The organism is Bartonella sp. DB5-6 (assembly GCF_000278115.1).
Taxonomy (GTDB): domain Bacteria; phylum Pseudomonadota; class Alphaproteobacteria; order Rhizobiales; family Rhizobiaceae; genus Bartonella; species Bartonella refiksaydamii.
Genome location: NZ_JH725120.1, coordinates 55,360 through 67,881, shown reverse-complemented (window position 1 = coordinate 67,881; position 12,522 = coordinate 55,360). Strand labels below are relative to the sequence as shown.

Genomic DNA, 12,522 nt, shown 5'->3' with positions numbered 1-12,522 from the left:
TAACGCATGTTGGGACAGTATTTGTTAATTGATCAATATATTGATTTATAATGGCAATTTATTCTTTACAACTTAAATGAGAATTCTGAATAGAGAAATTTTTCTCATTTCAAACCTCTTATCCAGAATCGAAAGAATTGTTTGTTTACGTGTCACAAGAGGGATAAAATATGGATAAAAAGCGTTTGAGAAAGGAATAAATATGCTTCTCATGAGTTATCTACAGGCAAGAGCATGTCGGAAACATTGGGAGCAGGTAAATATAATATGGTGCTGGGAGATGGATTAGATGCAAGGTAGGAGGTCTCTTTAAAGCAAATGCGTGAATTGTTAGTACAATGATGTACAGTTTTTGCGAGGAATATCATCCCAGAAAGAAATGCGAGTAGCAAAACGAAGATATTATCTCTTTAAAGAGAGAGAAATAGAGCAATTTTTGGATATAGAAATTGCCTTTTTATCATTTTGTGAGAGAGTTTAAGAGATGGGAAAAAATATCTCCACTAATCCTTATCACTTATGATAGTGGTTGGAGTCTATTGCTGGTTATAAAATAATCCGTAGAAACCTTAAATTTCGGTAGTGAATGATTCGTAATAAATTGCGCTTAGAATTTTAATTTTCTATCATCTTGAAGAGCTAAAAGTTTATATTTTGCTTATTGCAGTGAGAGCTTTTGAACAAATGCTTGCTGCTTGTATGTGCTTTGTTTTTCATAGGGGAAGTTCATATGAAGCGCTTGTAAAATTTTTATGGTACTGAAGTTTCTGGAAGAATTATTATAAAAATCACGCTGAACATAGATTCTTGATTCTTTCCGAGATAAAATTGCTCCAAACTGGATCATTTTGAGTATTTTTTGCCTCAATTTTTCCATTTTTTAGCGATTTATGGTTTTTTATACATTTTTTGCATGGAAGATGATAAGAATTTCTTGTTGTTTAAAACATTTTGTTCCATAGCAAGAATATTGCATCGGCTATTTTAGTGGTTGGTGCGAGAAGACGATCAGGGAACCTCCTCCCCCCCCCCCGCGTGGATCCCTTAGATTGTCTGGCCTGGCTGGGGATTTCCTCAGTCAGGCTTTTTAGGGTTTGATGTTAAGTTCGATAAAGTATTACAAAGGGAGGGAGTTGAGGTACTTAGTATTTTGGGGTATGTGGTGCAAGAGGGGAAATATGATTTTTTTTCCAGTTAGTGCAGGTACGGTGTTTTTAATAATTGAAATTTTTTTATTGAAAATTCGATGAGTGTTGTGTGATGGAATCTGCTTTTATGTTGGAATATTTGGGTAAGAGATAATGAGGTCTTGCGGGCGCCGTATTATTTTGATTTTATTTGTGTTTTGTGTTTTTTCTGCCAGCCTTTTTGTTTCTCGAAATGCTGCAGTTTATCAGTTTTCATTTGATCGTTCTTTTCCTTCTCAACAGGTTGATGTGACGGAGGAGATGCTTCTAGAGAGATTGGCGGTGTCTTTTCCAGATATTATAATGCAGCTTGCTAAGCTAAGTTCTGAGCAACAAGAGAAATTGATTGAGCAGGTGTATCAAGGTGTGGTTGCTACTGCTTCTGCAAATGGTCAGAGTGATGAACAGTCTAGAAAATTAGGTAGGACTGTTGCTGTGATTTTGTCAAAAGCGATTGCTCGTCCTTCTATTACGGATGCTTATTTTTAATCATTTCTTTGAAAAATGTCTATCTACAGTTTATTTTAAGGATGTTTTTGCAGCTTTTCGGGAAGTTTTGAAAGCGTGCAGGGAAGTTATACTACCCATTTTTTATTTGATATTATTAAGGATAGAAAATGGTAAAACACTTAAAGCTCTTTTTTGCGGTCTTTAGAATGTTTTTTTGTCGTATGTTTCTTAAAAATAAGAACAGGATTTTGCGAAGTTGGTGAGATCATAGTGTGCGGGTAAAATATTTGAATGGGGATGAGCAATATAAATTTTTATTCAGATGATCTTAAGACTGTTTGTACTGTTCCCTTTGTAGAATTTTGCATAAAGTGGATAGAAGTAATTGTTAAATTTTTCTATACGGTCAGGAGCTGATATATTTGTGCATATTTGTGGACTTTTTGTACACAATGATTTGCCTTTAAGATTGGTTTTGGGATCAGTTTTAGTAGATGTTTTTTATAGCATAATTTTTTTCGTAGTGGGTGTTTATCGTCAAGGGATGAGTCGATAACGGTTTGTATTCTTAGTAGAATCTTTGCGCTATCGAGAGCATTGGGTGAGGATGTTTTAGTTTATATTGCTTTTTGTGATTATGGAATTGATCTCAATAAAGATTTGAGTAATCCTATGTAAAAAATGGCAAAGGCTTTTTAATATTATTTCTGTTTGCTAAAAGCTAAAAGTTTGCTGTGCTGTAGATCTATCAGTAATTGATAGGGTATATGATCTTTTCTGCACATTTATATTTTCATTATAGTTTCGATATTACACGAGATATAGAAATATATAATAAATAAGCTGAGTGTTTTTCTTTTTTTAAAAAAATTATTTTGAAACTGTCTTAATATTTTCATTTTCAAGCCGTTCTTTAGCTGTTTTTTTCTGTAAAATGTCCCCGCAAAGCCATTGCGGCTAGGATTTTGAAAATGTTTTAATGAAGAGAAAGAAAATGCAATTTGTGAAGATCCTTTCCGGCGCAGCGTTTGCTGTATTTTTTGTGTTTAATATAAGTTTGGCTCGTACCGTTTTAAATGTTGGAGATTCAAATAAAAGCTCAGTTATTATTGCTTCTAGGATTTCTACTCGTCCTTATGAAACCCTTATTCAGAAATTTGCAAATAAGCATAATGTTCCTGTTAATTTGGCGCATGCTGTTGTAAGAGTTGAAAGTAATTATAAGGCGCGTACAAAGGGGGCAGCTGGCGAAATAGGTTTGATGCAAATTAAACCCTCTACAGCGCGAGGGTTGGGTTTTAATGGTTCTGTGCAAGATCTTTACGATCCTGCGACAAATCTTGAATATGGTATGCGTTATTTGGCGCGGGCATATAAACTAAGTGGTGGGAATACGTGTGGAACGATCCTTAAATACAATGCAGGTCATGCTGCAAAAAAAATGAATACCATTTCAGCTAAATATTGCTTAAAAGTGAAAACTTATCTAGCTTCATTAAAATAAAAATGACCTTGAAGGTGATATATTTGCTATGAAATATCTTGAGAGTGCACTTTTCACTTGACGAAAAATGTTTTATAAATGATGTGTCAGTCGGCTGGGCAGCCGCGCTTGTCCAATGCCTAAAGGCGGCAGGTGAGGAAAGTCCGGGCTCCATGGAAAAACGGTGCCGGGTAACACCCGGCGGGGGCGACCCTAGGGAAAGTGCCACAGAAAGCAAACCGCCTATTTTTATAGGTAAGGGTGAAAGGGTGGGGTAAGAGCCCACCGCGCATTCAGTAATGAATGTGGCAAGGTAAACCCCACCGGGAGCAAGACCGAATAGAAATGACGCGCAAGGCTTAGCTTGCAGCCGGTTTCCGGGCGAGTCATTTGGGTAGGTTGCATGAGGCGGATGGCAACATCCGTCCCAGATGAATGGTTGCCACGTAGAGTGTAAGCTTTACCATACAGAACCCGGCTTACAGGCCGACTGATGTTTTATAGTTGATATCATACGTAACCGGCATTGCGCATGGAATTTTCTCTCATGAGGTTGTGTGTTTGAAGTTTATATTCAAACGAAATGTGTTTTTTTAATTATAACATTTTTTTAAATATAATGCGTTAGGATGTGTAATAGGGGTAACTTTAGCTTTATGTTCTTTCATTGTGATAGATAGGGGAATTGAGGCTTTGGTTATTCTGATATCAGTTGCCACTGATGGCTGTTGATTTGAAAAAGCATAAATCAAGATGGATTATTTTGACAGAGCAGGGTCACAGAGCTGAACGCCATATTCCAGTGTTATTACAACCAGTTTTAGCTGGGCTTATGCCATTGGTTGGGGCAAGAGTAATTGATGGTACCTTTGGTGCTGGTGGTTATACGCGTGCTTTATTAAATGCAGGTGCACAGGTTATTGCTCTTGATCGTGATCCTCATGCTATTGATAAGGGACAAGTGCTTGTTGATGAATTTTTTCCACGACTTCGTTTAGTGCATATGGAGTTTTCACAGTTAGATCGTGTCGTTGAAGAGAAGGTGGATGCAGTTATTTTGGATATTGGTGTCTCTTCAATGCAGCTTGATGAAGCTGAGAGGGGGTTTTCTTTTCAAAAAGATGGTCCATTAGATATGCGAATGGCTCAGACTGGTTTCACTGCTGCAGATGTTGTAAATCGTTTAAAAGGTGATGTGTTAGCGCGAATCTTTAAAATATTAGGAGAAGAACGCTATGCGAGCCGAATTGCACGGATGATTGAAAAGCGCCGCTGCGTTCAGCCTTTTTTGCGTACAGGTGATCTCGCTCATGCCATCGAGGCGTTGGTGGGATGTAAAAGCAGAGATCGCATTCATCCTGCAACGCGTGTATTCCAAGCTCTGCGCATTTATGTTAATGATGAAATTGGTGAACTTGCGCGTGGCTTATTTGCTGCTGAACGCGTTTTAAAAGCAGGAGGCCGTCTGGGTGTCGTGAGTTTTCATTCTCTTGAAGATCGTATGGTCAAAAGATTTTTTTCTGCTCGTTCAGGAGAGCGTATGAGATCGCGCTATCTTCCTGAAATAGAGACAGCTCCAGCAACATTTTTTCCTTTGTTTAAAGGCGGGATTACTGCCACTAAAGAAGAGCTCCAGCAAAATCCTCGTTCACGTTCTGCGAGGTTGCGTATTGGGATACGTACTAAAGCCGAGTGTCTTGCTTCTGATATGAAATTATTTGGTTTAGCAGAGATTGCCAATTTTGAAGGCAGCAAAAAATGACAGTTTTTCGTACATTTGATATGATTTTAGTGATGATTATGATTTGTATGGCAGGTCTTACTTATAAGGTAAAATATGATGTTCAAAAACGGATGAGCGAAGTTCGTCGTCTTGAACATGAAATTGCCGCAGCAAAAAATACGGTGAGTTTGCTTCATGCTGAATGGGCTATGATGATTGAGCCTTCACGAATGCAAAAACTTGCGAAGCGTTATCAAAAAGAGCTTGGTTTAGAGATCATGCAGCCTCGACAGGTAGTAGAGCTTGAGGATATTCCGGTACGTGTACATGATCCAATTGAAGAAGTGATTAAACAAAATATCTTGGAGGATGGTGAGGATATTTTGGCAAATAATCGTGCGTCTCAGGGGAACAGCGTTGTTCGAAAAGGCGTGCGGTGATGAAATCATACTTTTTATTTTCGCAGCAGGAAAAGCGCTTAAAGAACACACTAGATGTTCAAAACTTTCCCGCTCGTCGTTCCTATTCTAGTCGTCCGCGCTTGCTTTTTTCTTTGTTTTGTTTTCTTATTTTATATGGAGTTATGGGGGCTTGTCTTATTTCTTATGGGCTTCAAGGCGGGCAGATTGAAGAAGCAAAAGGACCTAGTGTTCTTCAATTGACTGCGCGTCCCGACATTATTGATCGTAATGGTCGTTTGTTGGCAACGGATATTAAAACTTATTCGCTTTTTGTTGAACCACGACGTATTATTGATGTGGATGAAACCATTGAATTGCTCTCAACAGTTTTGCCCGATCTCAATTGGCAGGAAACTTATAAACGCCTAAAAAGAAAGTCTAGTTTTTCTTGGATTCAGCGTGGATTAACGCCAATGCAGAAGTCGCAAATTATGGCTCTTGGTATTCCTGGAATTGGGTTTCGTACTGAAATCCGTCGTTTTTATCCGAGTGGATCTGTGGTTTCGCATATTCTCGGCATGGTGAATGTTGATAATCAGGGCATAGCGGGTATGGAAAAATATATTGATGATGCTGGCTTGAGTGCCTTGCGTGCAGCTGGTCTTGCAACTGAAGAATCATTAAAGTCAGTTCAGCTTTCGATTGATGTGCGTGTTCAGACAATTATGCATGATGAACTTAAGAAGGCAATGAAGCGTTATAAAGCAATTGCGGCAGGAGCTGTTATTTTAAATATCCACACGAATGAAGTTCTTGCTATGGCATCACTACCAGATTTTGACCCTGGAAATCCTGTTGAAGCTTTGAAAAGTGATCGCTTAAATCGGATGACCGCTGGAACTTTTGAAATGGGATCTATTATTAAAAGTTTTACGACTGCAATGGCACTTGATTCAGGTCTTTTTCATTTAAATAGTGTTATTGATGCTTCACAGCCTATTAAAGCAAGTCAAAATTATTTTATTCGTGATTTTCATGGGAAAAATCGTCCTTTAACGTTATGGGAGGTTTTTATCTATTCCTCTAACATTGGTTCTGCTAGGGAAGCATTGGCGATAGGAATTGACGGACATCGTGATTTTTTGAAACGACTTGGTTTACTTGATCGCATGACAACGGAATTACCTGAAGTTGCACACCCTATTGTACCATCTCATTGGAAAGATATCCATTCTATGACGATCTCTTTTGGACATGGTATAGCAACAACGCCTTTGCAAACAGCAGTAGGTGCTGCTGCTTTAGTAAATGGTGGTTGGTTGATTGAACCTACGTTTTTAAAACGTACAAAAGAACAAGCTTTGCAACATGCAAAACAAGTTTTGCAGGCTAAAACGAGTCAAAATATGCGTTATCTTTATAAGTTAAACAGTGATATTGGTTCGGGACGTAATGCAAAAGTAGAAGGTTATCGCGTTGGTGGTAAGACAGGAACGTCCGAAAAAGTTGAAAATGGAAAATATTCTAAAACAAAAAATTTCAATAGTTTTCTTGCTGCTTTTCCTATTGAGAATCCTACCTATGTTGTTTTAACAATTATTGATGAACCTCAGCCTGAAGATGGACAGCGTTCAGCAACAGCAGCAATGAATGCTGGTCCGGTGCTTGCTAATATTATTCGTCGTTCAGCTAGTTTTTTGGGAATAAAACCAGATTTTGAAAAAGAGTATGAGCCTATTTTGAGTACAAAGAACAGTTCGAGATTCGTTAAACAACAGTAAAATTAATATAAAGGTGCGCTATTATGTTGTTTGGAAAAATTTTTACAGAATGTTTTGAAGATGAGAACCTTTCTTCAATGGAAATAACAGGCATAAGTGCGGATTCTCGGCAAATTTTTCCAGGCTATGTTTTTTTCGCTGTTAAAGGAAATCAAGGTGATGGTAGAAATTATATAAATGATGCACTAAAGCGTGGTGCGCGAGCAATTGTTACAGATCATAATGTTGTTTTTGAGGATTTATCTGTTCCCGTTTTACGTGTTTATGATGTCCGTCATAGTTTAGCGAAATCAGCTGCACGTTTTTATGGTTCTCAACCTGAAACGATTGTGGCTGTGACAGGGACAAGTGGTAAAACATCAGTTGTCTCTTTTGTTCGGCAAATTTGGACACATGTCGGTTTATGTGCTGCTAGTATAGGGACGGTGGGTGTTGTTTCTCCTAACCGGAATGATTATGGTTCTCTTACAACACCTGATCCAGTAGTCTTGCAGCGTTTACTTTCTGAAATTGCTCATGAAGGGGTTACACATGCAGCCCTTGAAGCATCTTCGCATGGACTTGATCAAAGGCGACTTGACGGGGTACATTTAACTGCTGGCGCTTTTACCAATTTAGGACGTGATCATATGGATTATCACAGGTGTGTAGAGGATTATTTGCATGCTAAAATGAGGTTGTTTGATACGCTTTTGCCTCAAGATGCTCCTGCTCTTATTTTTGCGGATGATGTTTATTCGCAAAAAGTTATTGATACTGTCACGAAAGCGCGCCGTCGTGTTTTTACAATTGGGCGTAAAGGGCAATTTATCACCATTAATCGTGTTGAACACCAACGTTCAAGACAGTGTGTTGAATGTCGTCTTGAGAACAATATTTATACATTTGATTTGCCTCTCGCTGGAGATTTTCAGGTGATCAATGCGCTTATGGCAGCGGGATTAGCAATTGCAACAGGTGTTGCTCCTGATAGGGTTTTTCATTCGCTTGAAACTTTGCAGGGAGCACCTGGGCGGTTGGAATTGGTTGGAAAGACGGAAAATAATGCTCCTGTTTATATAGATTATGCGCATAAACCAGAAGCTTTAGAGCAGGTCTTACTTTCTGTTCGTCCCTTTACGCAGGGACGCTTAATCCTTGTTTTTGGTTGCGGAGGTGATCGTGATCAAGGAAAAAGGCCTTTGATGGGAAAAATTGCAGAAAATAAGGCTGATATTGTTATTGTAACGGATGATAATCCTCGCACCGAAATGCCAGAGAAAATTCGCAAAGATATTTTACAAGCAGCACCAAGTGCTATAGAAATAGCAGATCGTGGTGAAGCTATTTCTCATGCGGTAGGGCTTTTAAAAGCAGGGGATACGTTAATCATTGCTGGAAAAGGTCATGAGAATGGTCAAATTATAGGGGAAAAAACATATCCTTTCTCAGATCGCTTGAAAGTGATTGATGCTTTGCAGGAACGTAGATGACAGCTTTATGGGATAAACAAGCACTTATTACCGCAACTGATGGCTTTGTCGTGGGGTGCATGCCAGAAAACTTTTCTGGGATTTCCATTGATAGTCGTACTCTTGTAGAAGGTGATATTTTTTTCTGTATTAAAGGGCATCATCTTGATGGCCATGATTTTGCTGAACAAGCTTATGCGCGAGGAGCAAGTGCTCTCGTCGTTTCAGAAAATCGTTTGGCTGAGATGGGAAAAATATCCGCTCCATTGATTGTTGTTCCTGATGTTTTACAAGCTTTAGAAAAACTTGCGAAAGCTGCGCGTAAGCGTTCAAAAGCTAAGATTATCGCAATAACAGGTTCCGTGGGAAAAACAACGACAAAAGAAGCCCTAAAACAAGTGCTTGCAACTTTTGGAAAAGTTCATGCGAATCTTGCTTCTTTTAATAATTGTTGGGGGGTACCGCTTACTTTGGCGCGGATGCCTGTGGAGTGTGATTATGGCATCTTTGAAATTGGGATGAATCATAAAGACGAAATTCGCCCTCTGGTGAAATTGGTGCGTCCACATATTGCTTTGCTTACGCATATTGCTGCGGGTCATATGGGTTTTTTCAAAAATCTTGAAGAAATAGCAGATACAAAAGCTGAAATTTTTGAAGGATTAGACGATGAAGGTGTAGCCATTTTAAATGCCGATAATGATTTTTTTTCTTATTTAGTCCAGAAGGCAAAGCAATGTGGTGTGAAGAAAATCTTAAGCTTTGGTGAAGCTGAAAATTCTGATTATCAGGCTAGAGATATACGTCTTCTAACGGATTATTCCTCTATGATCGTACGTATTTGTGGGCAAGATAAGGGGGTTAAAATTGGTGCTCCTGGACGACATATTGTACAAAATAGTTTAGGTGTTATTGCTGTTTGTGATGCTATTGATGTGGATTTGGAACCTGTTTTTCTATCTTTGAACCATTTTCCTCTTCAAGAGGGGCGTGGTGTTTGTTATCGTCTATCTTTACCAAAGGGGGGAGAATTTCATTTAATTGATGAAAGCTATAATGCTAATCCTGCGTCTATGAGTGCTGCTCTTGATCTGCTTGCTATAGGGCCTGTCGGGACAGGTGGTAGGAGAATTGCTATTTTGGGTGATATGCTTGAATTAGGAGCTTATAGTGAAAAACTCCACCATGCTTTAGTAAAGCCAATCTGTCTTTCTGGCGCTCATCCAGTTTTTTTATTTGGTAAAGCAATGAAGTCTTTAGCTACTGATTTGTCTGCATATGTTAAGGTTCACTATGCTGAAAATATTGAAAAAATTTTACCGCTTATTTTTGCAGAAATTTCCAATGGGGATCTGCTTATGATTAAATCATCCCACAGTCTTTCTTCATCAGATATTGTGGCTGCACTCCTTGATCACTATAAAGCGGTTTCTCTTTCATTTAAATAGGTTTTTTTGTACTATGATGCTGTTTTTTTCTTCATTTAGTGATTGGCTTCCAGGAGTCAATGTTTTTCGTTATATTACTTTTCGTACTATAGCATCTATGCTTACATCGGGGCTCATTGTATTTTTGTTTGGTCCTAGCATCATTGCTTCTCTTAAATTGCGGCAGGGGAAAGGCCAACCAATTCGTGCTGATGGTCCTCAAACACATTTTAAAAAAGCTGGAACACCTACTATGGGTGGATTGATGATTTTAACTGGTACGATGGTATCGGCGTTTTTGTGGTGTAATTTATCGAATATTTATTTTTGGATATCGTTATTTGTTATGCTTTCTTTCGGGGCAATTGGTTTTTATGATGATTATTTAAAGGTCACAAAACAAACACATAAAGGATTTTCTGGTAAAGCGCGGTTGAGTTTGGAATTTTTGATTGCAATTATTGCTGCTTTTATGATCTTACAAGTTAATTCGCCTGGATTGGCTTTACCCTTTGTAAAAGACTATTTTATCAATTTGAGTTGGTTTTTTCTTCCTTTTTCTGCTTTTGTGATTGTAGGGACTGGTAATGCGGTTAATTTGACTGATGGGCTTGATGGACTAGCTATTGTTCCTGTGATGATTGCAGCCCTTTCTTTTGCTTTGATTGCTTACCTTTCTGGTAATATAAATTTTGCTGATTATTTACAAATCCATTATGTGGCGGGGACGGGAGAGTTGGCGGTTTTATTGGGAGCTGTTGTTGGTGCTGGTCTTGGTTTTTTATGGTTCAATGCGCCTCCGGCGGCTATTTTTATGGGGGATACAGGTTCATTGGCTCTTGGAGGCCTCTTAGGTACTGTTTCTGTGGCAACAAAACATGAAATTGTTTTGGCTCTTATTGGTGGACTTTTTGTTTTGGAAGGGTTTTCGGTTGTTATTCAGGTTGGTTATTTCAAATTGACAAAAAAGCGTGTGTTTCTTATGGCCCCTATACACCATCATTTTGAGAAAAAAGGATGGACTGAAAGTCAAGTGGTAATACGTTTTTGGATTATTTCGATCGTTCTTGCCTTAATTGGTCTTTCAACACTTAAATTGCGGTGAAAGAGTGATTCCTGTTACGTGTTATGAAGGTCAAAAAGTTGCTCTGTTTGGATTAGGGCGATCAGGATTAGTTACTGCGCAAGCATTGATCAGTGGTGGTGCAGATGTAGTTGCGTGGGATGATAATTCTTCGAGTGTACAAGCGGCTTGTCGGCTAAATATTCCAACAAGAGATCTTCGTTATGAGGATTGGTCTGAGTTTGTTGCATTGATTTTAGCCCCTGGCGTTCCTTTAACTTATCCTCATCCGCATTGGGTTGTTGAGAAAGCACGTCAAAAAGATATAGAAATTATCGGTGATATTGAGTTATTTGTTCGTGCGCGCAATCATTTTTTGCAATATCATGGTTTTTGCGATCAGGATGTTCCGTTCATCGCTATTACGGGAACCAATGGAAAATCGACAACAACAGCTTTGCTTTCTCATCTTTTGGAACAGATGGGCTATGATGTACAAATGGGGGGGAATATTGGTACTGCGATATTGACGCTTAAGCCATTTGTAAAAAAACGTATTTATGTGATTGAATGCTCATCGTTTCAGATCGACCTCACGCCCTCTCTTCAGCCAACCATTGGACTTTTATTGAATTTGACGCCTGATCATATTGATCGCCATGGTAGCTTTTTTCATTATGTACGGAGCAAAAGGCATTTAGTTGCTAAGGCTTTTCATGCTTTTATTTCAGTTGATGATGCCGCTTGTCGGGATTTGTATCAACAATTGGTTTATGAGGGACGTCCAGTTGAAGCAATTTCTAAAGAACACTTTGTGAAAAATGGTTTTTATGCGGATGGGACTAAGCTTTTTTCTGTTTGCTATGGGCAACGTCAGATGCTTGCAGATCTTGCTCATATGCCTGCATTGCGCGGGAGTCACAATGCGCAAAATGCTCTTATGGCTTTGGCAACATTGCAGGCTTTAAAAATGACTGATCTACATATGAACAAGCATTTAGCAAGTTATAAAGGGTTAGCGCATCGTATGCAGCTGGTACGTAAAATGGGGGCGGTTTTGTTTATTAATGATAGTAAGGCTACAAATGCAGATGCATCAGCTCCTGCGCTTTCTGCTTTTAATGATATTTTTTGGATTGTTGGAGGGCAGGCGAAGGAAGGTGGAATTAATTCTCTTAGAAGTTTTTTTCATAAAATTCACAAAGCTTATTTGATTGGGACTGCGGCGGAAGAATTTGCTGATGTTATTGAATCTGCTTTTCCTTTTTCGATGAGCTTGACTTTAGAAAATGCAGTGCATGAAGCTGCTGCTGATGCAATGCGTTGCAAAGCGAAAGAGGTTGTGGTTCTTTTTTCACCCGCTTGCGCAAGTTATGATCAATTTGAAAATTATGAAATGCGTGGAGAAGCATTTATTTCTTTTGTTATGCAGTTAAAAGAATCAGGAACTTAAAAAAATACTTTTGCGTTAATATTCCAGAATCTTTTTTTGTGTAATTCTATTTTTGAAGTGTTTGCTAAAAGGGGAGAAATCGTATCACTTTGAGTGGAATTAT

General features: G+C 38.6%; 9 protein-coding genes and 1 other RNA gene. All 10 read left to right on the top strand.

Features of this window, described 5'->3' with window-relative positions; translation table 11 throughout:
• The first annotated feature begins 1,301 nt into the window (after positions 1–1,301).
• The 10 genes from MCO_RS06995 (at position 1,302) to murD (ending at position 12,419) form a co-directional block, all read left to right on the top strand.
• The gene (locus MCO_RS06995) at positions 1,302–1,676 is read left to right on the top strand and encodes a hypothetical protein (protein ID WP_007553434.1); all 375 of its coding nucleotides are present in this window, start codon (positions 1,302–1,304) and stop codon (positions 1,674–1,676) included.
• Between the two features lie 955 nt (positions 1,677–2,631).
• Positions 2,632–3,141: a lytic transglycosylase domain-containing protein gene (locus tag MCO_RS06985; protein WP_007553433.1), complete on the top strand. Its 510-nt coding sequence runs from the start codon at positions 2,632–2,634 to the stop codon at positions 3,139–3,141.
• A gap of 86 nt (positions 3,142–3,227) precedes the next feature.
• An RNA gene (rnpB, locus tag MCO_RS09845) (RNase P RNA component class A) lies at positions 3,228–3,618 on the top strand.
• Positions 3,619–3,883: 265 nt separating this feature from the next.
• Complete coding sequence (rsmH, locus tag MCO_RS06975) at positions 3,884–4,882, top strand: 16S rRNA (cytosine(1402)-N(4))-methyltransferase RsmH (protein ID WP_196794037.1); 999 nt, start codon at positions 3,884–3,886, stop codon at positions 4,880–4,882.
• A complete protein-coding gene (locus MCO_RS06970; protein ID WP_007553431.1) occupies positions 4,879–5,283 on the top strand; it encodes a hypothetical protein in 405 nt (134 codons plus the stop codon). Before rsmH ends, MCO_RS06970 begins: the two co-directional genes overlap by 4 nt.
• Positions 5,283–7,025 carry a penicillin-binding protein 2 gene (locus MCO_RS06965; RefSeq protein WP_007553430.1) on the top strand — a complete coding sequence of 581 codons (1,743 nt, stop codon included), beginning with the start codon at positions 5,283–5,285 and terminating at the stop codon, positions 7,023–7,025. Before MCO_RS06970 ends, MCO_RS06965 begins: the two co-directional genes overlap by 1 nt.
• Positions 7,026–7,048: 23 nt before the next feature.
• Entirely contained in the window at positions 7,049–8,497 is a 1,449-nt protein-coding gene (locus tag MCO_RS06960) for a UDP-N-acetylmuramoyl-L-alanyl-D-glutamate--2,6-diaminopimelate ligase (protein WP_007553429.1), read from the top strand.
• The gene (gene murF / locus MCO_RS06955; RefSeq protein ID WP_007553428.1) at positions 8,494–9,924 is read left to right on the top strand and encodes a UDP-N-acetylmuramoyl-tripeptide--D-alanyl-D-alanine ligase; all 1,431 of its coding nucleotides are present in this window, start codon (positions 8,494–8,496) and stop codon (positions 9,922–9,924) included. The genes MCO_RS06960 and murF overlap by 4 nt, the downstream gene beginning before the upstream one ends.
• A 13-nt stretch (positions 9,925–9,937) precedes the next feature.
• Positions 9,938–11,008 carry a phospho-N-acetylmuramoyl-pentapeptide-transferase gene (gene mraY, locus MCO_RS06950; RefSeq protein ID WP_007553427.1) on the top strand — a complete coding sequence of 357 codons (1,071 nt, stop codon included), beginning with the start codon at positions 9,938–9,940 and terminating at the stop codon, positions 11,006–11,008.
• Positions 11,009–11,012: 4 nt separating this feature from the next.
• Positions 11,013–12,419 (top strand): UDP-N-acetylmuramoyl-L-alanine--D-glutamate ligase, encoded by a 1,407-nt coding sequence (gene murD / locus MCO_RS06945; RefSeq protein WP_007553426.1) that lies wholly within the window; start codon positions 11,013–11,015, stop codon positions 12,417–12,419.
• Positions 12,420–12,522 lie beyond the last annotated feature (103 nt).

What these genes read in the sequence shown, in the direction of transcription:
- MCO_RS06995 (WP_007553434.1), top strand. Translation starts at nt 1,302, where the DNA reads ATGAGGTCTTGCGGGCGCCGTATTATTTTGATTTTATTTGTGTTTTGT.
- MCO_RS06985 (WP_007553433.1), top strand. Translation starts at nt 2,632, where the DNA reads ATGCAATTTGTGAAGATCCTTTCCGGCGCAGCGTTTGCTGTATTTTTT.
- MCO_RS06970 (WP_007553431.1), top strand. Translation starts at nt 4,879, where the DNA reads ATGACAGTTTTTCGTACATTTGATATGATTTTAGTGATGATTATGATT.
- MCO_RS06965 (WP_007553430.1), top strand. Translation starts at nt 5,283, where the DNA reads ATGAAATCATACTTTTTATTTTCGCAGCAGGAAAAGCGCTTAAAGAAC.
- MCO_RS06960 (WP_007553429.1), top strand. Translation starts at nt 7,049, where the DNA reads ATGTTGTTTGGAAAAATTTTTACAGAATGTTTTGAAGATGAGAACCTT.
- murF (WP_007553428.1), top strand. Translation starts at nt 8,494, where the DNA reads ATGACAGCTTTATGGGATAAACAAGCACTTATTACCGCAACTGATGGC.
- mraY (WP_007553427.1), top strand. Translation starts at nt 9,938, where the DNA reads ATGATGCTGTTTTTTTCTTCATTTAGTGATTGGCTTCCAGGAGTCAAT.